Genomic DNA, 24093 nt, shown 5'->3' with positions numbered 1-24093 from the left:
CCGGCCGCTGCGGAGGCCGGCAGCTGGCCATCAGGCAAAAATTCTTGGGGGATTCACGGAATGAAACGTCGCGGACAGACGCGCGCCCATAGCGCTGTTGCCGGACCACCCCGACCCCGCCGCCTTCCTCGATCCCGGTGGTTCGCCGGTACTGCGTTTGGTGTGGTGCTGGCTGTGGTGGTGACGGGCGCGGTGTTGTATCCGGGGTTCAAGACCACTGAGGTGGAGTTGAACGATGGCGGTGTGTGGGTGGTGTCCAAGACCAAGAACGCTGTGGGTCGGTTGAATTATCCTTCCAGGGTGCTTGATGGTGCCGTGACGCCCGCGTCTACCACCTTTGATGTCCTTCAGCATGCGGGCGAGGTGTTCGTTGATGACGAGACTGGGTCGACGTTGAACCAGGTGTCGCCGGCGAATATGCGCTTGGGTGGGGATAAGCAGTTGCCGGGCTCGGCTGATGTGAGTTTCGGGGCGCGGACCATTTCGGTGACGGATGCTGCTTCGGGGAAGGTGTGGGCGGTGTCGCCGTCGACGGTGAATGGTTTTGACCAGGAGGCGTCGGAGCCGGTGATGGTGGGTTCTGAGGGGATTGTGTCGGCGGTTGGTTCTGATGACCGGATTTATTCGGCGGATCCGAAGACCGGGGTTGTGACGGTGACGGGTGTTGATGCCAATGGTGCGGTGACGTCGTCGGAGTCCAGTACCTGGGATGGGCTCAAGGGTGCCGGGGATCTGCAGATGACCGTGGTGGGGGACCAGCCGGTGGTGTTGGATGCTGCGGCGGGGAACCTGTTCCTGCCTGGTGGTAAGCGGTTGGCGTTGGAGAGTGCACGGGATGCGAAGTTGCAGCAGGCCGGGCCGGAGAGCGATTTTGTGGCGGTGGCGACGCGGAAGGCGTTGTTGAAGCAGCCTCTTGACGGGGGGACGGCCAAGGCGGTGGCGTTCGGCGGCGAGGGCGTCCCGGCTGCGCCGGTGCAGTTGGGCGGGTGCGTGCATGCGGCGTGGTCGGGTGCGAACAAGTACGTGCGGGATTGCGTCAACGATGGTGATGACAAGAAGGTGGACGTGCCCAAGGCGAGTGCGTCGCCGTCGTATGTGTTCCGGGTGAACCGGGACCTGGTGGTCCTGAACGATGTGAACTCCGGCAACGTGTGGCTGGTGAACCAGAACATGCAGCTGGTCAACAACTGGGACGACGTCATCCCACCGCAGCAGACCTCGGACGACGCCGACAAGGATTCCGCCGACGAAGTCCAGCAGACGGTCCTGCCCGACCGCACCAAACCGAACAATGCGCCCGTGGCCAAACCCGACCAGTTCGGTGTCCGCGCCGGAAAGACGACCATCCTGCCGGTGCTGGACAACGACTCCGACCCCGACGGTGACGTCCTGACTGTCCGCACGCCCGAGGGAGTCAAGACCGGCTCCGTTTCACCCATTTACGGCTCCACGGGGCTGCAGGTCGCCGTTCCCGCAGACAAGGCCGGCAGCGAAACGTTCAAGTACACCGTGGATGACGGCCGCGGCCTCTCCGCATCCGCCGATCTCACCCTCAACATCATCCCGGCCGGCACCAACACACCGCCGCGGCAAAAGCCCAACCGAGACACCACGCTTGTCGTCCAGTCAGGCAAGGCGGTCACGCAAAACATCCTCCCCGACTGGATCGATCCCGACGGTGACGACCTGTTCGCTGGTTCCGTCTCCAGTGCCGACCCGCTGGACCAGGTCCGGATCAGGCCAGACGGCCAGCTCACCTTCCAGGACTCCGGTGCAGCACCCGGGCGAAAAATCCTGACCGTTTCCGTGTCAGACGGCCAGTCCACTGCCGAGGGAAAAGTCACGGTGGATGTCCGGAGCCCGGGCGCCCTGCCGCCGATCGCCAACGCCGACCATATCGTGGCCGTGGCAGGAACAGACACTGTTATCACTCCGCTGAAAAATGACACGGATCCGCAAGGCGGTACATTGCGGCTTGCCCAGGCCACAGCCGACGCTGAGTCCACGGCCACCCTGAACCCCGACCAGCAGACCTTCACCTTCAACTCCCGCACCCTCGGCGCCCACTACCTCAGCTACCTGGTGACCAACGGCCCGGCGAGCGCCCAGCAACTGGTGCGCGTCGATGTGGTGCCGGGCACCGACCAGGGTGCGCCGGTCGCCGTCCGCGACACGGCGCTGCTTCCCACCGGCGGGGATGTCCTGGTGGACGTCCTTGGCAACGACTCGGATCCCTCCGGTGGAGTGCTGGTGGTGCAGTCCGTAACCGCCGACGCCGGCCTGCCGGTCAGCGTGGCAGTGCTGGACCACTCGGTGGTGAGGATCACCGACATCCGCGCCGAAGGCCAGCTGACGGTCCGGTATACCGTCTCCAACGGACGCTCGTCCGCCACCGGCGAGATCGCCGTGCTGATGGTTCCCGCTCCGGCCAAGCTCCAGGCGCCGCAGGCCAAGCCGGACGAGGCCACGGTCAGGGCGAACGACGTCGTCACCATCCCCGTCCTGGCCAACGACGCCGACCCCAACGGCTCCAAGCTCACCCTGCTGCCGGAACTCGCCCAGCAGCCTGACGCCGCCGACGGCCGCATGTTCGTGGCGGGCGACCAGCTGCGGTTCGTGGCCGGCCCCGAAGCGAAGACCGTGTACGCCATTTACAAGGTCCAAAACGAATCCGGGCAGGTGGACTCGCAACAGGTCACCATCCGCATCCGGGCCCGGGACGATGACCGCAACACGCGGCCCGAGCCCCGCAACCTGACCGCCCGCGTGGTGGCCGGGATGACCGTCAAGGTGCCCGTGCCCCTGGACGGCATCGACGCCGACGGCGACTCCGTCCAGCTCATCGGCATCGACAAGGCACCGGCCATGGGAACCGCCGTGGTACGCGACGGCTACCTCGAGTTCACGGCCGCCGGCGACGCCGCCGGCACTGACAGCTTCACCTACCGGGTCCGGGACAGGATCGGTGCCGAGAACACCGGAACCGTCATTGTGGGCATTGCCCCGCCGGAGGCCAACAACCAGAAGCCCATCGCGGTGGACGACGCCGTGGATGTCCGGCCCGGCCGCAAGGTGGCCGTGGAGGCGCTGGCCAACGATTCGGACCCCGACGGCGATCCGCTCAGCCTGGTTTCCGACGGGTTCGAGGCCAAGCCGGACCTGCAGGTCGAGGCTACGGACGGCGCCAAGATACTGTTCACTGCGCCCGGCACCGCCGGCAACGAAAGCATCAGCTACCGCATCCAGGACGACAAGAAGGCTTCCGCCAGCGCCGTGATCCGGGTGCGGATCAGCCCGGACGCCGAACTCAAGCGCCCCGTGGCCAAGGACGACCGGGTGACGGTGGCCGAAACCCTCGGCAAGACCGCTGTTGACGTCCCCGTCCTGAAAAACGACTCCGATGCCGACGGCGTGGCCTCCGAGCTGAAGATCAGCCTCCCCGACGGCAACCCGAACGCCCGGACCGGCGACTCGGGCAACGTGGTGGTGACCCTCACCCCTGAAGACCAGCTGATTCCCTACACGGTCACGGACGTCGACGGCCTCACCTCCACCGCCCTGATGTGGATTCCCGGCCAAGGCGCGCAGTATCCCACCCTCGCCAAGACCGACCCGGTTGAAGTCATGTCCGGCAAAGACGTCACCCTGGACCTGTCCGAATACGTCCGCGTCCGCAACGGCCGCACCGCGAGGATCACCGTGGCCGACTCCGTGCGCGTCCAGGGCGGATCACCGGAGGGCGTCATCCAGTCCGACGGCAAGGCCCTGCGCTACACCGCGAAACCGGACTACGTGGGCCCCGGCTCCATCACCTTCGAAGTGACGGACGGCTCCGGACCCGACGACGGCGACGGCCTGAAATCCACGCTGGTGATCATGACCAAGGTGATCCCGGACCCCAACGCCAACCATCCGCCCACCTTCAGCGGTACCTCCGTGGATGTTCCCAAGGCCGAACAGGCAACGGTGGACCTCGCCGGGCTGGCCAAGGACGTGGACGAACGGGACAAGGACAACCTCCGCTTCGAACTGGATGGGACCCTTCCCGCCGGATTCAACGCAAAGGTCGACGGCGCCACCCTCGCCATCACCGCTGACGGTTCCCTGGGCATCGGCGTCACCGGAAACATCCAGGTGAAGGTCACCGACGGCAGGTCTCCCGCCGTGAGTGCCACCATCACCGCACGCCACGTTGCCTCCAACCGGCCCCTGCCGGTGGCCAACGATGATGCGGTGGACAAGGCCAACGCCGGGAAGACCGAACAGGTCAACGTCCTGGCCAACGACTTCAACCCCTTCCCGGACACGCCCCTGCGGATCGTTGGCGCCACGGTGGAGACGGGCTCCGCAGCCGGTCAGCCGTCCGTGTCGGGAGACAGCATCACCGTTACCCCGGCTGACGGGTACAAGGGAGTCATGGTGGTCCGCTACACCGTGGCCGACAAGACAGGCGACCTGTCCCGCCAGGTGGACGGCCGCCTGCGGCTCACCGTCCGGGGCAAACCCGACGCACCGTCCGCCCCCAGCGCTACCGACGTCCGCAGCCGCACCGCCGTGCTCAAGTGGGCCCCGCCGTCGGACAATGGAGCGCCCATCACCGGGTACACCGTCCGCTCAAACAACGGCTTCGAACAGAAGTGCCCCACCACCACCTGCACATTGAGCGGGCTCACCAACAACGTAAAGTACGTTTTCACGGTGCTCGCCACCAACGAGGTGGGGGACTCGCAGGCTTCGCCGCAGTCCAACGAAATCCGCCCTGACGAAAAGCCGTCACCGCCTGAAGCCCCCACGGTGAAGGCCGGGGACAAGACGATGGCGGTCACCTGGCCCGCGGCGAAGACCGAGGGCTCACCGGTGAAGCACTACAACCTGGAAATTTCGCCGCCGCCGGCCAGCGGGGTGGCCGTGAAGAACGAGGTCGCCGGGCTGAACTACACCTGGACCGGCCTCACCAACGGCGTGAAGTACAAGGTGCGTGCGCAGGCCGTCAACGAGCTTGGCGCCTCCGACTGGGGGACGTATTCTGCGGAGGACAATCCCGCCGGTGTCCCGGCGGCTCCTGCAGCACCTTCGTCCGCCGTCGCATCATCCGTGGGGACCCAGAACCAGCTTCGGGTCACGTGGGCCGAACCCAACACCAACGGCGATCCGATCAGCACCTATTACGTCACCATGAGCGGTGGCAACGCCCCCGCCCAGACGCAGACCGTCCCCGGCAACGTCCGCACGGCGAACTTCACTGCCAACAACTCCGAGGCCGCCTACACGTTCACGGTGCAGGCTGAGAACAAGGCCGGCAAAGGCGCGGTCAGCCCGCCCTCCGCGCCCCGCCGCGCCACCGGCAAGCTCGCAACGGTCTCCGGCGTCACGGCCACGCCGGCGAACACCGGCGGAGCAGGACGCGCCGTGACCGTGGACTTCCGCAAACTGACCGCGGCGGAACGCAACGGTTCTGCCGAAAACGAGGTCAGCTACAGCTACAACGCCAGCAACGGCGCCCGCGGCCCCATCACGCCCGGCCAGACCATCGGCGGCTTTACCAACGGCAGCGCGGTCAGCATCACCGTCGTCGCCAACTCCACGGTGGCGCCCAGTTCGGACGCCAGCACCCCTGCCACCACCACACCGTACGGATCCCCGGGCACCCCCTCCGCGTCCGGCCAAAACGGCGGCGTGAACCAAAAGTCCGCCACCCTGAACTGGTCATCCCCGTCCACCAGCACCAATGACGTGGCGCAAACCAGGATCAGCATCAACAACGGCGGCTGGGAAAACGTTGCCCCCTCCGGCAGCAGGACGGTCAACACGGCAAACTTCGGTGACACCGTCACCATTGCGGTCCAGACCTTTAACTCCGTCGGCACCGGCAGCGCGGTGGTCACGGCCAGCGCCACTGCCGGCAAGCAGGGACTGTGGGAAACCCGGATCAAGACCTCCGACCCCAACTTCGTCAGGAGTTGCACCTTCACCCTGGGCGGCTCGAACTACCGGCCCAGTCCCTACTTCGACTGTGACGGCGTCAACGCGGACAGCCCGCCCTGGTTCTACAAGGCGGACCAGGACCGCATCATGGTGGCGTGCTACATCGACCAGAGCGACAACTGGTCCGGTAACGGCATCGTCCGCTGGTGGCGGGTTGAATCCGGTTCCGCGCGCAACGTTGGCCGGTACGTCATCGCCGGCCACACCACGCTTGCGGATCCCGCCGGCCTGGGAGCCCCACATTGCTGACAGGCAGGGCCCGGGTGGGCGGGCAGTTGTCCCCATCGCAGGGGTTGCGGCGGTTCGGTAGGCTTGCCGCGGGGAAAGAAAGCCTGCTGCCTGTCCTGCGACCGGGCCGCCATCTGGCTACACAATCTGAGGGAAAAGTAACGCTGTGACAACTCTGCTGGGGAAGCTTGGGCTGAAAAAGCGACATAGGAAGCTCGTCACTGGTACTGCGTTTGGTGCTGTGGTTGCTGTGGTGGTGACGGGTGCTGTGTTGTATCCGGGGTTTAAGACCACTGAGGTGGAGTTGAATGACGGTGGTGTGTGGGTTGTTTCGAAGTCCAGGAATGCTGTGGGGCGGTTGAATTATCCGTCGCGGGTGTTGGATGGTGCGGTGACGCCGGCGTCGACGACGTTTGATGTGTTGCAGCATGCCGGTGAGGTGTTTGTTGATGATGAGACTGGTTCGACGTTGAACCAGGTGTCGCCGGCGAATATGCGGTTGGGTGGGGATAAGCAGTTGCCTGGGGCGGCTGATGTGAGTTTTGGGGCGCGGACGATTTCGGTGACGGATGCTGCGTCGGGGAAGGTGTGGGCGGTGTCTCCGTCCACAGTGAATGGTTTTGATAAGGAAGCGTCCGAGCCGGTGATGGTTGGTTCAGCGGGTCTTGTGTCTGTGGTGGGTTCTGATGACCGGATTTATTCGGCGGATCCGAAGACCGGGGGTGTGACGGTGACGGGTGTTGACGCTGATGGTGGTGTGACGTCGTCGGAGTCCAGTACCTGGGATGGTCTTAAGGGTGCCGGGGATCTGCAGATGACCGTGGTGGGGGACCAGCCGGTGGTGTTGGATGCTGCTGCGGGGAACCTGTTCCTGCCTGGTGGTAAGCGGTTGGCGTTGGAGGATGCGCGGGATGCGAAGTTGCAGCAGCCTGGGCCGGGCAGTGATGTTGTGGCGGTGGCGACGCGGAAGGCGTTGTTGAAGCAGCCCTTGGATGGTGGGACGGCCAAGACCGTGGGGTTCGACGGCGAGGGCGTCCCTGCTGCTCCGGTGCAGTTGGGCGGGTGTGTGCATGCGGCGTGGTCGGGTGCGAACAAGTACGTCCGGGATTGCGTCAATGATGCTGATGATAAGAATGTTGCGGTGCCCAAGGCGAGTGCGTCGCCGTCGTATGTTTTCCGGGTAAACCGGGACCTGGTGGTCCTGAATGATGTGAACTCGGGGAACGTGTGGTTGGTCAACCAGAACATGCAGCTGGTGAACAACTGGGACGACGTCATCCCACCCAAGAACCAGTCCGACGACCAGGACCAAGAGTCGGCGGACAACAACACCATCAACATCCTGCCGGACCGCACCAAACCCAACCGTCCGCCGGAAACCAAGCCCGACGCCGTCGGAGTCCGCCCAGGCCGCACCACCATCCTCAGCGTCCTGGACAACGACTCCGACCCCGACGGCGACGTCCTCACCGCAGCGGTGGGGGACGCCGGACCCAAATCGGGAACGCTGGAAAGCATCTACGGCGGCACCGCCTTCCAGATCACCGTCCCCGCAGACGCCAAGCCGGGCACCGAGACCTTCAACTACAGTGCCTCGGACGGCCGCGGCCTGTCCGCCACGGGCCAGGTCACGCTCAGCGTGGTGGGACCCGACGAAAACAAGCCGCCCAAGTTCAAGCGCGGCGAAGACACCACCATGCTGGTGGAACAGGGCAAGACCGTCAGCCAGAACATCCTCACCGACTGGATCGATCCCGACGGCGACGACCTTGTCCTGCTGGACGCCAAGGCCGACAACGACCAGGACCAGGTGAAGGTCCGGCGCGACGGGCTGCTTACCTTCCAGGATTCCGGCGCCACCGCCGGCAAAAAGAACGTCCAGGTCACCATCTGGGACGGCCGCGCCACCGTCACGGGCAAGGTGGTGGTTAATGTCCAGCCGCCGGGAGCCCTGGCACCCGTGGTCAACGCCGACCACGTCACCGCCGTGGTGGGCCAGGACCTGGTCATTTCTCCGTTGAAGAACGACGTCGACCCCAACGGAGGTGCCCTCCGCCTGGCCCAGGTGGAAGCCAACGGCCCGGCCGAACTTGGCCCCGTCACCGACGGCGGCACCTTCACCTTCCGCAGCAGCACCCCCGGCCCCGTCTACCTGACCTACATCGCCAGCAACGGCCCCCAAAGCAGCCAGGGCCTCATCCGGGTGGATGTGGAATCCGGCAACGACGGCGGCGACCCCGTGGCAGTCCATGACGTTGCCCTGATGCCCACCGGCGGCAGCGTGCTGCTGGACCCCCTGGCCAATGACTCCGACCCCTCCGGCGGTGTCCTGGTGCTGCAGTCCGTGAAGCTCCCGGACAACGCGACGGTGTCCGTCAGCGTGATCAACCACAGCGTCCTGCGCATCACGGACATCCTGGGGACCAAGGACCCCATCCTGTTCGAATACACCATGTCCAACGGAAAGAAGTCGGCCACCGGCTCAGTCTCCGTGGTGCCGGTCCCGGCACCGGCCGTGGTGGAAGCACCCCAGCCCAAGCCGGACGAAGTGAATGTCCGCGTCAATGACGTGGTCACCATCCCCGTCCTGGACAACGACACCCACCCGCAGGGGCAGGAACTGACCGTGGACCCGGTCCTGCCGCAGGCGGTCGATCCTGCCGACGGCAAGAGCTTCGTCTCCGAGAACACGCTCCGGTTCATTGCGGGCAGCCAGCCCAAGACTGTGCGCGCCATCTACAACGCGGTGGATCCGCAAGGCCAGAAGAGCGCCGCCGCCGTGACCATCCACATCCTTCCGCTCGAAGGCGCGGAGAACTCCCGGCCGCAGCCGCGGAACCTCACCGCCCGCGTGGTGGCTGCCGGTACCGTCCGCATTCCGGTTCCCCTGGACGGCATCGATCCGGACGGCGACTCCGTGCAGCTGACCGGCATCGACAGCACCCCCGCCATGGGAACCGCCACCGTCGGCAGCAACTTCATCGACTTCACTGCTGCCGGGGATGGCGCCGGCACCGACACGTTCCGCTACAAGGTGGTGGACCGCCAGGGCGCCGTGAACACGGGAACCGTCACGGTGGGTATCGCACCCCGCGGTGACATGAACCAAAAGCCCACTCCCGTGGACGATGAGGTCAGGGTGCGCCCGGGCCGCCAGATCGCCGTCGATGCCCTCGCCAACGACACCGATCCCGACGGCGACCGCATCCGCATCCTGACCGACGGCATCGAGGCCGACCCGGCCCTGCAGGCCACCGTCAGCAAGAACAGCGGCCGCATCATCCTCCTGGCCCCCAACGAGGCCGGAACCGTCAACGTGCGCTACACCATCGCCGATGACCGGGACGCCACCGCCCAGGCCACCATCCGCCTGGTGGTCGACAACGACGTGCCGCTGAAGGCGCCGATCGCCCGTGACGACAGGGTGACGTCCGCCCAGGCCATGGGAAAGACCGCCGTAGACGTTCCGGTCCTCAAGAACGACGAGGATCCCGACGGCGTCGGCGAAAACCTGAAGATCAGCACGGACGCCACCACGGCGCGGCCCGGCGGCAACGGCAACATCCTGGTGGACCTCACCGAGCAGCCACAGCTCATCCCGTACACCGTGGAAGACGTGGACGGCCAGAAGTCCACAGCCATCATCTGGGTGCCGGGCCTGGGCCAGCAGGTTCCCACCCTGGCAAAGGACGAAGTCATCGAGGTGGTTGCCGGCCAGTCCGTCGACGTCGACCTGAAGGAATGGGTCAAGGTCCGGGAGGGACGCTCACCCCGGCTGACCCAGGCGGACCGGATCAAGCTCATCGGTGCCGACGGCGGCGATCCGGTGACGCGCGACGGCACCGGCCTGAAATACACGGCAGGTGCGGATTACGTAGGCCCCGGTTCACTGACCTTCGAGGTGACCGACGGAACCGGACCGGACGATCCTGCCGGACTCAAGTCCACCCTCAGCATCCGCACCAAGGTCCTCCCGGACCCGAACAAGAACAACCCGCCGGAACTGCTGGGCGCCAACGTGGATGTTCCCAAGGGCGACTCGGCCACCACGGACCTCGGCAAGCTCACCTCCGATCCGGACCAGGACGACGTCGAGAAGATGAAGTACGAAGTGGTGGGCGATCCCCCGGGCGGCTTCAACGCACGCATCGACGGCAAAACGCTGAAGGTGTCGGCGGCCGATTCCACGGCAACCGGAACCCGCGCCGCCGTGCAGGTCAAGGCAACCGACCCCCGCGGGCTCCAGGCCACGGCCACGTACCAGCTTGCCGTGACCGCCTCCAACCGGCCCAAGCCGGTGGCGAACGACGACGTGCAGGACAACGCCGCCGCCGGCAAGCCGGTGACCATCAATGTGCTGGCCAACGACGCCAACCCGTTCCCGGAAACACCGCTGAAGATCATTGCCGCGAACACCGAAACGGGCAGCGGCAATGTGGGCGTCAACGGTGACTCTGTGACCGTCACGCCGGCGCCCGGTTTCACCGGAACCATGGTGGTGGCGTACACGGTGGAAGACAAGACGCAGGACAGCTCCAGGCATGCCACCGCGCGTGTCCGGCTGACCGTCAAGGACAAGCCTGCAGCGCCCACCACGCCGCAGGCGCAAAGCGTGGGCGACCAGACCGCACTGCTCACCTGGTCCGCGCCGGCCGACCGGGGCTCCGCCATCACCAAGTACACCGTCTACGGTGAGGGCGGGTTCCGGCAGGAGTGCCCGGCCAACACCTGCACCCTGAACGGCCTGACCAACAACACCACCTACCACTTCCAGGTGACGGCCACCAACGAGTTCGGCGATTCCGACCGCTCGCCGGCGTCCGCCGATGTCCGCCCGGACGTCAAACCGGATACGCCGCTGGCGCCGTCGCTGAAGTTCGGCGACAAGCAGCTGACGGTGAACTGGACTGCCCCGGCGAGCAAGGGCTCGCCGGTGAAGTCCTACGACCTGGAAATCTCGCCGGCTCCGGCCGGGCAGAACGCCCAGATCCAGGGACTGACGTCAGTCAGCTACGTCTGGAAGGGCCTCCAGAACGGCGTCTCCTACAAGGTCCGGGTCCTGGCCCGCAACGATGCCAAGGACCCCTCCGAGTGGAGCCCGTATTCGGCGGCCGAGGTGCCGGCCGGCGTCCCCGCCACTCCGGCGGCGCCGAGCGTGGCACAGGCGACGCCGGTGGGTTCGCAGAGCCAGCTGAGGGTGGTTTGGGCCGCGCCCAACAACAACGGTGACGCCGTCTCGGCCTACACCCTGACCACGCTCCGGGGCGGTGCCGCGGTCTCCAGCCAGCAGGTGTCCGGCACCTCGCAGAACGTCACCGTGGATAACTCGGAAACGAACTACACCTTTACGGTCTCGGCAACCAACAAGGCCGGAACGGGCGGCACGAGCGCGCAGTCCGCCGCAATCCGGGCAGCAGGCAAACCTGGCACTGTCAACGCTGGAACCGTCAAAGAGAACGGGACCAGCGGCCAGCTCGACGTTACGTTCACGCCCCTGACGGATGCGCAGCGCAACGGCTCCACGGCGTCCGAGATTGCCTACTCATACAACGCCGACGGAAAGACCGGTGCCATCAAGGCCGGGGGAGGAACCATCGGTGGCATGACAAATGGCCGGGACATCACCGTGACCATCATTGCCACGTCCACCAAGAACAATATGTCCGGTGACGCCAAGGCCATCGGCACCGGGAACCCCTACGGTCCTGCCAATGCCCCCAGCATCAACGGCGGCACCTCGGCGAAGGGCGATGGCCAGGTGCACTGGACCTGGAATGACCCGGCGACGAACGGCAGGCCCCTCAGCTACTACGAGGTGAGCATGGACGGTGGCGGCTGGCAGAACGTCGGCAAGGCAAACAAGTTCGATACCGGAGCCGGCGGGTGGAGCACGAGCCACAAACTGCGGGTCCGCGCCTACACCGTCACCAACGGGGCAATCGGCGGACCGGTCACCTCTACCTCCGGTCCGGACAACACCCCACCCCCGCCCACGGACTGGTACGTCACGGCAAGCCCGGTGCGCAGCTGCACGGAGCCCCGCCAGGGGACGGACAGCTACATTGCCGGCAATCCGTCCCAGTGCACCGGTGCCGGCAAGTGGCTCGATGCCGGTGCCCCATCCACGGCGGACCGCTACCAGGTCTGGTACAAGACCTCCAACAACCCCAGCGGCATCTGGTACCACCTAAATTCGGGGATGGCGTCCGGCAACTGGCTCCGCTGCGACACCTCCAATGTGGGCTGCAACCCGCCGAACGGCATGCCAAACCGCTAGCAATCTCCGGAAGCACAACTGTGGGCCCGGCTACCCGGGGCTCACAGAAAATTCGATCCATCAGAAGGAAGCACATCTCATGACCATGACCATTGAGCAGGCCGAGTGGTTTGCTGGCACGTTCGAAAAGCTGGTTGCCAACGTGGGCCAGGCGGTGCTGGGCAAGGAACACGTCATCCGGCTGACCTTCACCGCCATGCTGGCCGAGGGCCACGTCCTGTTCGAGGACGCCCCGGGTACGGGCAAAACCTCCCTTGCCCGCGCCCTGGCTGCCACCGTGCAGGGCTCCAACAACCGCATCCAGTTCACCCCGGACCTGCTGCCCTCCGACGTCACCGGTGTGACCATCTACGACCAGAAGACGCAGAAGTTCGAGTTCCACAAGGGCCCGATCTTCAACAACATCGTCCTGGCCGACGAAATCAACCGTGCCTCGCCCAAGACCCAGTCGGCGCTGCTGGAGGTCATGGAGGAATCCCGCGTGACCGTGGACGGCGTCACGTACTCGGCAGGGCGGCCCTTCATGGTGATGGCCACCCAGAACCCGATCGAGCAGGCAGGTACCTACCGCCTTCCCGAGGCGCAGCTTGACCGCTTCCTGATCAAGACCTCCATCGGCTACCCGGACCACGCGTCCACGGTCCGGCTCCTGGGCGGCAGCAACCTGAAGGACCGCTCCAAGGAGCTCTCCGCCGTCATCACCACCCAGGCCGTGGCGGACATGGCCGATCTCGCCGCAACGGCGCACGTGGACACTGCCGTGCTGGAATACATCTCCAGGCTGTGCGAGGAAACCCGCAACGCCCCGGAGACGCGCCTTGGCGTGTCAGTGCGTGGCGCCCTGGCCATGGTGCGGGCCGCCAAGGTCTGGGCCGCCGCGCAGGGCCGGAACTTCGTCCTGCCGGACGACATCAAGGAACTGGCATCCGTGGTGTGGACCCACCGGTTCGTGATGGACCCCGAAGCAGAGTTCTCCGGCGCCACCGCTGAGGCCGTGCTGACCCGGATCCTGGCCGACGTCGCCGCCCCGCAGCAGCGCACCAACGCCTGATCCGCCCGGCTGCGGCCGACCGCCGCAGCCACCGTCATTCCATTCCAGCGCAACAACGAAGGCACACCCCTATGTCCGACGGCACGTCCAGCGGTACCCCGTTGACCCGGCTCGCGGAGCGTTTCCAGCAACTCTTCCACCGGAACGGCCGCCCCACCCGGCTGCACCCTGCCGCGGTGTGGTCCGAGGCCAGCAGTACCGCACTCCAGGCCCTGACGCCCGCATGGCGGTCCGTCCGGGACACCTGGCTGAAGTACGCGTGGCCGGTGCTTTCCGTGGTCAGCATCCTGGGCTGGTCCGTCCTCGCCGCCGCGATCCTGCTCTGGACCACAGGACAGGCATTCGGCTGGCAGGAAGCCACGGCGGCGGCCATAGCCGCCTTCGCCATGTTCGTCATCGCAGTGGCCTTCATCCTGGGCCGGTCCTCCTACGGGGTGGTCCTGGACCTGGCCCGCACCCGGGTGGCGGTGGGGGACAGCGCCGTCGGCAGCATCGCCGTCTCCAACACCTCGGCGCGTCCCCTCCTGCCGGCCGCGCTGGAACTCCCGGTGGGCAGCACCACCGCCGTGTTCCACCTGCCCCGGATGAAGCCCGGCCAGGTGCACGAAGACCTGTTCACCATCCCCACCGCGCGCCGCGCCGTCATCGTGGTGGGACCGGTCCGCTCCGTGCGGGCGGACCCGCTGCACCTGCTGCGCCGCCAGGTCCTCTGGACTGAGCCGGAGGACCTCTTCGTCCACCCGCGGACCGTGGCCCTGGCCGGCTCCGCCGCAGGCTTCATCCGCGACCTCGAGGGCATGCCCACCACGGACCTCTCCAGCGCCGACGTCTCCTTCCACGCGCTGCGCGACTACGTGCCGGGCGATGACCGCAGGCACATCCACTGGAAGACCACCGCCCGCACCAACAAGCTGATGGTGCGCCAGTTCGAGGAAACGCGCCGCGCCCACCTGGCCATTTCGCTGTCCATCAACACCGAGGAATACGCTTCCGAGACCGAGTTTGAGATGGCCATCTCCGTGGCCGCCTCCATCGGCCGGCAGGCCATCCGCGAACAGCGTGAACTGGATGTCCTGACCCAGAAGGGCCCCCTGCGCTGCGAAACCGGCCGCAACATGCTGGACGACATGACCCGGATCGTCGGCGCCCCCATGCGCCGCACCGCCGTCGACCTCGCCCGGACCCTGGCTGACACCGTGCCCAACGCCTCCGTCGTCTTCTTCGTGGTGGGCAGCAACGTCACGGCAACCCAGCTTCGCTCCGCCGCCGCCTCCGTGCCGCCCGGTGTGCGCAGCCTGGCCGTCAGGGTGGAAGCCGGCGCCGCCCCCACCCGGGCCAACATCGCAGACCTTACTGTCCTGACCCTCGGCGACCTGGCCGACCTTGCCATCGTGCTGAGAAAGGCGGCAGCATGAGCACCGCACCGGGCCGATCCCGACAAACCCCTGCCCCCCGACAAACCCCTGCCCCGCAGACCCGCAGCCGCCGCAAGGTGGCCAACCAGGAGTCGGCGTTCGCGGACGGCCAGCCGCTATGGCACTTCCTGCTCGACGCCGGAGCCCTGGTGGTCCTGCTGGGCCTGGGACTGCTCGGCTTCGGCCTGAGCTTCGGCGGGGACCCGTACTACCTGCTGTCGGGTTTCGGCGGCATCATCCTGGGCCTGGCCATCGGTGCGGTCAACGCCCACCTGCGCCTGGGGCTGCTCATCACCACCGCACTGGCCCTTGCCGCGTACCTGCTCTTTGGCACCTGGCTGGCGGTCCCTGATGCTGCCATCGCCGGCTTCGTCCCCACCCTGGATTCGCTGCGGACCCTGCTCCTCGGCGTCGTCTTCGCCTGGAAGGACATGCTCACGGTGGGCGTGCCCGTGGGAACTGCCGGCGGCGTGCTGATTGTCCCCTTCCTGAGCTCCCTGATCACGGCGCTCGTCGCGGCGCTGCTGACATGGCGCACCAAAAGCCCCTACCTGCCCCTCCTGCCCGTGCTGGTCCTGTTCGTCACGGGCATCGCCTTCAGCACCAACGCGGCGTTCCTGACCCTGGAACGCGGCATCGGCCTGACCGTGCTGGGCATCGCGTGGGCCACGTTCCGCCGGGACGCGCTCCGGCGGAACAACACCCGGCGGGTGTCCGTGAACAACCCGCAGACGGATACCGCCGCCGCACGGCGTGCCCGGATCCGCCGGCTGGGCATGGCTGCGGGAGTCATTGCCGCCAGCGTGGGAGTCACCGCAGTGGCCGCACCGCTGGTCAGCGCAGGAGAGGACCGGAAAGTCCTCCGCAACGTGGTGGTGCCCCCGTTCGACCCCAAGGACTACATCACGCCCCTGGCAAGCTTCCGGACGTACGTGAAGGACAAGAAGGACGACACCCTGTTCGTGGTCAAGGGCCTCCCGAGGGACGGCCGGGTCCGGCTCGGCGCCCTGGATGCCTTCAATGGGACCAACTACAACATGGACCCCAATGGCTCCGGAAACTTCAGCAAGGTGGGCGATGCGAAATCCATCAACACCCTCGCCGACTCATCCGGTGTGGTGCCCACCAACGACTACTCGATCAGCATCAACATCGAGGACTACCAGGGCTACTTTGTCCCCGGCGGACGAAAGACCACCGGCATCAGCTTTGACCAGTCCGGCTCCGCCGCCGCTGCGGGCCTCTACTTCAACCCCGGCTCCGACACCGCGGTGACCACCAGCGGGCTGTCCCGCGGCGACTCCTACAGCGTCCAGGTCTCCGATCCCGTCAAGCTCGAGCACGGGCAGTTGACGCAGTACGACTTCGCAAAGATTTCCCTCCCGGACGCACTGGAGGTGCCGCCGGTGGTGGGCTCCCAGGCCAACGACCTGTCCGCCGATGCGCCAACCGCCATCGACCGGGTGCGCCAGATCGAAGCCCACTTCCAAAAAACCGGGGCGTTCAGCAACGGTTTGGTCAGTGAAGGCCAGCTGCCCAGCGTCTCCGGCCACGGCTCGGCCCGCATCCGCAGCCTGCTGACGGCCAAGCAGATGCTGGGTGACGATGAGCAGTACGCGGTGGCCATGTCCCTGATGCTCCGCCACCTGGGCATCCCGTCCCGGGTGGTGATGGGTTTCTACCCTGAGCCGACCAGCCCGGAGAACGGTGCAGGCGAGGTGAAGATCACCGGCAAGGACGTCCACGCCTGGGTTGAGGTCGCCTTTGAACGGGTTGGCTGGGTCAGCTTCGATCCCACCCCGCCCAAGGACAACATCCCCATCCCGCCTGACCCCGAGAACAAGTCCAAGCCCAAGCCACAGGTGCTGCAGCCGCCGCCCCCGCCGCAGGAGCCGGCAGACCTGCCGCCGGACTCCTCACCGGACGCGCTGGATGCCGACCAGAAGAAGAACAACCCGTGGCTGTTCTGGGGTGCCCTCCTGGGTGCCCTGGGCGTCGTCGCGATCCCGCTGGTGATCCTGGCCCTGCCGCTGCTGCTGATCGCCCTGTTGAAGACACGACGGCGGAAGTCGCGTTTCCGCGACGGGCACGCCGCCCAGCGCGTGGGCGGAGGATGGAACGAGGTGGTGAGCCTTGCGACAGACCTGGGCGCCGCCGTCGACACCCGCGCGACGCGGCGGGAGAGCGCTGCCGTCCTGGCCGAAGCGTTCCCAGCCACCCAGGGAACCACCACCATGCTGGCGCGCCGGGCGGACGCCTCGATCTTCGGAGCGGGGGAGCCCACCGAGGAGGAGGTCCGCGAGTACTGGACCATCGTTGACGGGTCCCTCAAGGAGATGACCTCCTCCATCGGATTCTGGCGGCGCCAGCAGGTTCGGTTCTCGCCGCGGTCGCTCCTTGCCGACGCCAGGACCGCGATGAACTCCGGCCAGGGCCTCAAGCTGCGCGGCGGCCGTGTGGCGCTGCCGGCGGTGGGCGGAATCCTGGCTGCGCGCCGCCGTCGGATTGCCGGCGGGAACCCTGCCACGGGCCGGGCGGAAACGCCCAACGCACCTTCATCGCCCCGGCCGGACGCACCGGCCCGGGACACGAACGAGCCAGACCAGCAAGGACCCCACCAGCAGTGATGCCCGACGCCGAACGCTGCCCGCGCTGCCAACAGCAGATCCGCGCGGGAGCCACCTTCTGCACCGCCTGCGGCGCGCCGCTGCCCAACCGGGCGGCGCGCCGCACTAGGACCCCGGACCCGCTGGAGCACCAGGACAGGAGTGACGCCAGGGAAGCGCGCCCCACGCATGCGCCCGGGATTCCCGGTACTATCCCGGTAGTAGAAAGGCCCCCGGCAGGTCAGCCGGCGGGCACAGCACATACGGGCAACGCGCGCAGGGGCACCCTGCATACGGGCACCGGGCCGGGCACAACCGGCGGTTCCACAAGGGTGGAAGCCGCTCCAGGGGGAGGAACGGGAATGGCAGTGAACCTTCAGCTTGTTCCGGCTGCGGCGGGCAAGCGGCTTGGCGCTGCCGTCATCGACTGGCTGCCCGGGGTGGCAGTGCTGGTGGTGACGTTCGCCAGCGGATTTGCCGGGATCACCCGCACCAGGAGCGGCGGGTTCATCGTGTACGACACCTCTTCCCTGGTGCTGTTCGGCGGAATCGGCCTGGGCCTCACCCTGGCCTACCTGTTCGTCGTGCTCGGTCTGGAAGCCCGCAGCGGCAAAACGCCCGGCAACCTGGCCATGGGCATCCGCAGCGCGGACCAGGACGGCTACGCACCCGGCGCGGGCGCTGTGTTCCTGCGCGGCCTCATCACCGGGGCGGGCATCCTCCTGGCCCTGCTGGCGGTAGTGCTGGTAGTGGTCTTCAAATGGTTTGACGCCGCCCTGTTCATCCTCGGCCCGCTGCTCCTGGTGGGTGCTGCCTGGGCTGTGCTGGTGGTGGTTTCCAACCGTTGGGACAAGAACGGCGGCCTCCGGGGCTGGAATGACACCGCTGCCAAGACCCTGGTGTTCGACGTCAAGGCAGGCAGGGACCCCATCACCACCGGCGGCATCCAGGGTCCCTACAGCTTCGCGCCCCTGGACCTTCCGCCCGTGCAGCAGGTGCTGTCCCCGGTGGCCGGGGTCAAAGCACCGCAAACCGCCGCACCCCAAGCCGCTGCACCCCAAACCCCTGGCTCCCAGCCACCTGCTCCGGTACTGCAAACTCCGCCACCTGCTGTCCCGGCCCCGTACAACCCGGCCCCCTACAACCCAGCCCCCTACAACCCGGCCCCGGCGGCTCCGGCGCCGCAGGTCAACGGACCGCAGGCATCCGCGCCGCAAGCACCTGCGCCGTCGGCCACCATGCCTTCGCAGACCATGCCGTACACCTCGCCGGCGTCCTTCGCGCCGCCCGCGGCCGGTTCCCAGGGCGTCCCCCCGGGGCACCGGGTGCCTTCGCAGCATGTGGACGACGACGTCGAACGCACCCAGGTGCGTCCCGGCGCCGGAGGACCAGCCCAGGTGGCCGTCCTCCGCATCCGTCTGGACGACGGCCGCGACTTCCAGCTGGACCGCAGCGTCCTGGTGGGCCGAAACCCGGTGGGGCAAACGGGCGAACAGCACGCCCAGCTGCTGGCCGTAGACGACCCCGGGCGCTCCATCTCCAAGACGCACCTGCACCTGCTCACTGACGGTGCGGGCATCTGGGTGACGGACCGGCAGTCGACCAACGGAAGCGCCGTCACCACCCCGGACGGCCTGCGCACCCCCCTGGTGCCGGGCGTCCCCACGTTTGTTACCCCGGGATCCAGCGTGCACTTTGGAGACCGTACCTTTTACCTAGGACAGGCATGAACCAGCACCCCGCCAGTGTTTCCTCCACCATCCAGCCGGGGCCGGGCCTCAGCCTCACCTACGGCTACGGGACGGACAGGGGACTCCGCCGGGAGCTGAACGAAGATTCCTACATCGCCGCCGACCCGATCTTCGCCGTGGCTGACGGCATGGGCGGACACGAGGCCGGCGAAATCGCCAGCGGCCTGTGCGTGCGCGCCCTGGCAGAAATGCCCCAGGTCACCACGGGGGAGCGAAACATTACCGCGTCCCTCCTCCAGGAGTACCTGGTCCGTGCCGACGCCTCCATCCGGGAAGCCACAGGCGCCCGCGCCGGCACCACCCTGACGGGCGCTGTGGTGGTGGAGCAAATGGGCGTGCCGTACTGGCTGGTCATGAACATTGGCGATTCCCGCACCTACCGGCTCAGCCAGGGCCGGTTCGAGCAGATCAGCGTGGACCATTCCGAGGTCCAGGAGCTCGTGGACGCCGGCGAGATCACCGCACAGGAAGCCACCGTCCATCCCCGCCGGCACGTGGTTACCCGGGCCCTGGGCACCGGGGATGAGACGGAGGCGGACTACTGGCTCCTCCCCGTGGAGGAAGGCGACCGGGTGCTGGTCTGTTCGGACGGCCTCACCGGGGAATTGCCGGACGAGGAGATCCTCCGGATCCTCAGCACCGTGGCTGCGCCGCAGGACGCAGTGGACGCCCTGATCCAGGCTGCCCTGCGCAGCGGCGGCCGGGACAACGTGACGGCCATCGTGGTGGACGCCAGGAACGTAGCGAACGACGACGGCACCGGCACCACGGCACCCCGCCACACCCCGGCGGACGGGGACGAAGTGACGCTGCCGCGGCCGGCTGCGTCCGAAGCCGTCACGCAGCCCCTGCCGGCGCCCGTTGAAGCCAGCACCGACCAGGACGGAGAGCCCGGACGATGACCGGCGCCAGCTACATTCCCGGCACCTGGCTGGGCATCGTCCGGTCCGGGACCGCAGTCCTCCTGGGCCCGGAGACACCCGCCGGACTCGCAGGGGCAATTTGGGAGCTCCTGGCTTCGCAGCCCGAGCCGCACGAGGTCCTGGCAGCCGTCACCAGCAGTTCCGGTGGCTCCCTGACCCGTATCCCGTCCTTCGGCATCCTGGACTTCAACGGGTCCTTGCGGGTCTTCCTGCGCGGTGACCTCGACCTCACCGTGGAGCAGCCCGGCGGGCCGGTGGAGCTCGACGGCCGCGACGTGACCACCTGGAACGAGCGCAGGTTCGTCGTGCCCGGGACATGCCGGCTGGGTATCGCCGGCGGTGCCACGGCGGGGAAGGCCGCGGGACGCCCCGGCCAGCCGCTCGGTGAACAGCTGCTGGGTGAACAGCCGCTGCCTGAACTGCCGCTGGCTGAACTGCCGCTGGGGGAGGGTGTGGTGCTGCTCCAGACGCTGACCCTGTGCGCGCCGGCCGGCCCTGCCGCCGTCGGTGGTCCTGCCGCAGTGGACCGCGAAGAATCCCCGGGGAAACCGGCCAGTGTTGATGGCCCGTTCGCCGTCAGTTCTTCCGGCGAGGTGGACGGCCCCGCCGGTTTCGACCAGGCCCTTGCCCCGGAAGCGCCAGCGGATGGAGGCGAAACAGCCGACAATTCCCCCGTGTGGACCGCTGGTGGCATGCCGGCCGCACCCGCCGGAGACCCGCAGCAACCTGACGCGCTGCCTGATCCGGTACCCGCCGCGCACCACCTTGATCCGGAAGCCACGATTGCCCCCGGCGCGATCATTGACGCCGACGGAGAGCTTCTCGAAGCAACCGGCACCGAAGACCCGGCCGGCCCTCGGGACCCAGGATCGGAGCTGCCCGGTTCCGGGACAACCGGGACGGAACCAACCGCCCCCGCGCCAGGCCACGCTGATTCCGCACCCGCCGTCGAGATGACCACGTCCTACGACCACCTGTGGGACCGCACCGTCATGAGGAACATCGAAGACGCAGCCGTCCGCGAGGACCCCGACGCCGACTCCGGACATGTAGTGCCGCAGCAACAGCCGGCGCTGCCCGCAGCTGAACCGCTCCCTGCCCTGGGCGCGGGGGAGGATGCGGCGCCGGGTGGCTCGTCGGCCGAATCCGGAGCAGGACCGGCCGGAGCAGCAGATGCCGGACCAGCAGATGCCCGTTCAGATGCTTCCGCCGGACACGGTGACGGCTCGAACGGCACGGCTGCCACTCCGTCCCGTCCCGCTTCCTCCGGTGTCCTCATCGATTCCGTCCCCTGGCGCACTGCAGGGACGGCACCCGCACCGACGGAACCCGGCACCGGCAGCGACGCTCCCGCCCGGGAGTTCGCGCCGTTCCAGGGACCTCCGGCTGCCTATGAGCCCGGTCCGCCTGCCTTTGGGCCTGCCCCGGTCCATGAGCTGCCTGCCGATGCACCGCAAGCCCATAATCCGCCAGTCCATAATCCACGGGTCCAGCAGCCGGACACGGGCCAGGAACCCGCTGCCGGCTTCGATCCGGACCATGATGGCCAGACGGTCATGAAGAGCAGCGTCGCCGGATCAACGGCCGGCCCTGCCGCGGACGCACCTGCGGCCCGGCAGGATGCGGGCGGCGGCCCGCTGGTGCTGGCGCGCGTCTGCGCCCAGGGCCACGCCAATCCGCCCACCCGCGCCCAGTGCAGCGTCTGCGGGGCGGCCCTGTTGCCCGATGCGGTGCAGGTAGCGCGTCCCAGGCTGGGACGGATGCGGCTGTCCACCGGCGACCTGGTGGACCTCGACCAGTCCATGGTGATCGGCCGCCAGCCGTCGGTGTCCCGGGTCCAGGGCGGCGTGATGCCGCGCCTGGTGCAGGTGGCCAGCCCGGGCGGTGACATCTCGCGGTCCCATGTGGAGGTGCGGCTTGAGGGCTGGCACGTGATGCTCTGCGACCTCAAGGCCACCAACGGCACCGTCCTGGTCCGCGAAGGCCAACCGCCCCGCCGTCTCGCCCAGAACGAGATGGCCATCCTGCTCGACGGTGATATCGCTGAACTGGGCGACAACATCTCATTGCGTTTTGAGGAGATTCCTTGAGTTCCAAACGGCCTGTTGCGCCGCCGCCCCGCATTCCGGGGTTCACCTACATCAGCCTGCTCGGCTCGGGCGGCTTCTCCGACGTCTACCTCTACGAACAGGACAGGCCGCGCCGGAAAGTCGCCGTCAAGGTGCTGCTCTCGGACCTGAAGACCGAGGGCGCCCGCCGGCGCTTCGAGTCCGAGGCCAACCTCATGGCCCAGCTGTCCTCGCACCCGTACATCGTCACCATTTTCGAGGCGGAAGTGACGGACGACGGGCATTCCTACCTGGCCATGGAGTATTGCTCCCGGCCCAGCCTGGACGTGCGGTACCGGCGGCAGCGCTTCAGCGTTGATGAAGTCCTGGCCGTCGGCATCCAGGTGGCCTCCGCCGTCGAAACCGCGCACCGTGCCGGCATCGCCCACCGCGACATCAAGCCCGCCAACATCCTGGTGACGGACTACAACCGTCCCGCGCTGACCGACTTCGGGATCTCCGGCACCCTTGCCGGGGACTCCGACGACGACTCGGGCATGTCCATTCCCTGGTCCCCGCCGGAGCAGTTCCGCGACGGCAGTGTCGACGGCGTCATGGTGGACGTGTGGGCCCTCGGTGCCACCCTGTACACCCTGCTGGCCGGCCGCTCGCCCTTCGTCATGCCGGGGGCGGACAACTCGCAGCGGGAACTGATCAACCGGATCAGCAACTTGCCGCTGCCCCGGCTGGGCCGTCCGGACGTGCCGGAATCGCTGGAACTGGCCCTGGCCACCGCCATGGCCAAGTCGCCGCAGTCACGGTATTCCTCCGCGCACGCCTTCGCCCTGGCCCTCCAGCGGATCCAGGCTGAGCTCAACCTCTCCGTGACTCCCTTCGAAGTCCTCGAGGAACCCCAGCAGGAGGAAAGCCACCCGGACGACGGCACCGAGGAAACCCGCGTCCGCAGCATCGCCGCCATCGATCCCGAGCGCACCGGCAGCGCCCCCACCTTCCCGGCCCGCACCCGCCCCGGCTCACCCGGCGCCGGAACCGACGCCACGGGACGCCGCGGTGGTGCCCTCCCGCCGTCGTCCTTCACTCCCGCCGGCCCCGGCCAATGGCGGCAAGCCCCTGCCGTGCCCTCCATCCCGGCGGGCCCCGCCGGAGCGGCTGGCCCCGGAGCAGGCGCGGCCGACGGCGGCGGCCAGGGGGAGTGGGCACAGTCCACCGTCCTGCGCGGCAGCACAGGCGCGGCGAAGTATGGTGCCCCGGTAAGGGACGACGCCGGGCCGGACACCTACACCGCCGACGCCACCGTGCACCGGCCCGTGAACGTGGACCAGCCCCAGGCGGAGCCGGCGGCAGGCCATGGCAAGCGCAACCTCTGGCTCGCGCTGGCCGGCGGAACCCTCCTGGCCCTGGCGGCGGTGGTGGGCATCGTGGTGGCCAACACTGCGACCGGAACGCCCAAAGCAGTGGACACCCAGCAGGTCAGCAAGCCGCCGGCGGACGCCGTGGACAGCGGCACCGTCCCCAGTGTTGAAGGCCTCACGGCATCACGAAAGCCCGAAGATCCAAACACCATCATCTTCTCCTGGACCAACCCGCAGCCCAGGGAGGGCGACTCCTACAAATACCGCACCAAATCCGCCAAGGCGGACGGTCCCTACGAAACTACGAAGGTACCGAAGACCTTTGTTTCCGGGTTCGGCCCCACTCCCATTTGCCTGGAAGTGATCCTGGTGCGGGCCGACGGCAGCGCCTCGCCGGAAGGCCAGGACTCCATCGCCTGCCTGCAGGACTAGCCAG

Annotated in this window: 9 protein-coding genes and 1 pseudogene; all 10 read left to right on the top strand. The window is 67.6% G+C overall.

Annotated features, from left to right (window positions below; all coding sequences use genetic code 11):
- The first annotated feature begins 60 nt into the window (after positions 1–60).
- The 10 genes and pseudogenes from PUN51_RS07460 to PUN51_RS07420 all read left to right on the top strand — a co-directional run bounded on the left by PUN51_RS07460 (position 61) and on the right by PUN51_RS07420 (position 24089).
- On the top strand, positions 61–6234 hold the full coding sequence (locus PUN51_RS07460; protein ID WP_275180379.1) for an Ig-like domain-containing protein: 6174 nt from the start codon (positions 61–63) through the stop codon (positions 6232–6234).
- 145 nt (positions 6235–6379) lie between these two features.
- Positions 6380–12490, top strand: coding sequence for an Ig-like domain-containing protein (locus PUN51_RS07455; RefSeq protein ID WP_275180378.1), 6111 nt, complete (start codon positions 6380–6382; stop codon positions 12488–12490).
- A 79-nt stretch (positions 12491–12569) separates the two neighbouring features.
- Positions 12570–13541, top strand: coding sequence for an AAA family ATPase (locus PUN51_RS07450; RefSeq protein ID WP_159632448.1), 972 nt, complete (start codon positions 12570–12572; stop codon positions 13539–13541).
- A 71-nt stretch (positions 13542–13612) separates the two neighbouring features.
- Positions 13613–14956 carry a DUF58 domain-containing protein gene (locus tag PUN51_RS07445; protein ID WP_275180377.1) on the top strand — a complete coding sequence of 448 codons (1344 nt, stop codon included), beginning with the start codon at positions 13613–13615 and terminating at the stop codon, positions 14954–14956.
- Positions 14953–17583, top strand: a complete 2631-nt coding sequence (locus PUN51_RS07440; protein WP_275180376.1) for a transglutaminase-like domain-containing protein — start codon at positions 14953–14955, stop codon at positions 17581–17583. Before PUN51_RS07445 ends, PUN51_RS07440 begins: the two co-directional genes overlap by 4 nt.
- A pseudogene (locus tag PUN51_RS20815) lies at positions 17583–17660 on the top strand (zinc-ribbon domain-containing protein); the annotation flags it as partial. The gene PUN51_RS07440 and the pseudogene PUN51_RS20815, both read left to right, overlap by 1 nt.
- A gap of 264 nt (positions 17661–17924) precedes the next feature.
- The gene (locus tag PUN51_RS07435) at positions 17925–19292 is read left to right on the top strand and encodes an RDD family protein (RefSeq protein ID WP_275180375.1); all 1368 of its coding nucleotides are present in this window, start codon (positions 17925–17927) and stop codon (positions 19290–19292) included.
- Positions 19289–20215 carry a PP2C family protein-serine/threonine phosphatase gene (locus PUN51_RS07430; RefSeq protein WP_159632444.1) on the top strand — a complete coding sequence of 309 codons (927 nt, stop codon included), beginning with the start codon at positions 19289–19291 and terminating at the stop codon, positions 20213–20215. The genes PUN51_RS07435 and PUN51_RS07430 overlap by 4 nt, the downstream gene beginning before the upstream one ends.
- Positions 20212–22326: an FHA domain-containing protein gene (locus tag PUN51_RS07425; RefSeq protein WP_275180374.1), complete on the top strand. Its 2115-nt coding sequence runs from the start codon at positions 20212–20214 to the stop codon at positions 22324–22326. Before PUN51_RS07430 ends, PUN51_RS07425 begins: the two co-directional genes overlap by 4 nt.
- Positions 22323–24089 carry a serine/threonine-protein kinase gene (locus PUN51_RS07420; RefSeq protein WP_275180373.1) on the top strand — a complete coding sequence of 589 codons (1767 nt, stop codon included), beginning with the start codon at positions 22323–22325 and terminating at the stop codon, positions 24087–24089. Before PUN51_RS07425 ends, PUN51_RS07420 begins: the two co-directional genes overlap by 4 nt.
- Positions 24090–24093 lie beyond the last annotated feature (4 nt).

Source organism: Arthrobacter sp. NQ4 (assembly GCF_029077345.1).
Taxonomy (GTDB): Bacteria; Actinomycetota; Actinomycetes; order Actinomycetales; family Micrococcaceae; genus Arthrobacter.
The sequence above is the reverse complement of the archived record's forward strand: the minus strand, read 5'-3'. Positions and strand labels throughout refer to the sequence as shown.

Bases quoted from the DNA above. Each gene is read 5' to 3' on its own strand.
- PUN51_RS07460 (WP_275180379.1), top strand. From the start codon at position 61: ATGAAACGTCGCGGACAGACGCGCGCCCATAGCGCTGTTGCCGGACCA.
- PUN51_RS07450 (WP_159632448.1), top strand. From the start codon at position 12,570: ATGACCATGACCATTGAGCAGGCCGAGTGGTTTGCTGGCACGTTCGAA.
- PUN51_RS07445 (WP_275180377.1), top strand. From the start codon at position 13,613: ATGTCCGACGGCACGTCCAGCGGTACCCCGTTGACCCGGCTCGCGGAG.
- PUN51_RS07440 (WP_275180376.1), top strand. From the start codon at position 14,953: ATGAGCACCGCACCGGGCCGATCCCGACAAACCCCTGCCCCCCGACAA.
- PUN51_RS07435 (WP_275180375.1), top strand. From the start codon at position 17,925: ATGGCAGTGAACCTTCAGCTTGTTCCGGCTGCGGCGGGCAAGCGGCTT.
- PUN51_RS07430 (WP_159632444.1), top strand. From the start codon at position 19,289: ATGAACCAGCACCCCGCCAGTGTTTCCTCCACCATCCAGCCGGGGCCG.
- PUN51_RS07425 (WP_275180374.1), top strand. From the start codon at position 20,212: ATGACCGGCGCCAGCTACATTCCCGGCACCTGGCTGGGCATCGTCCGG.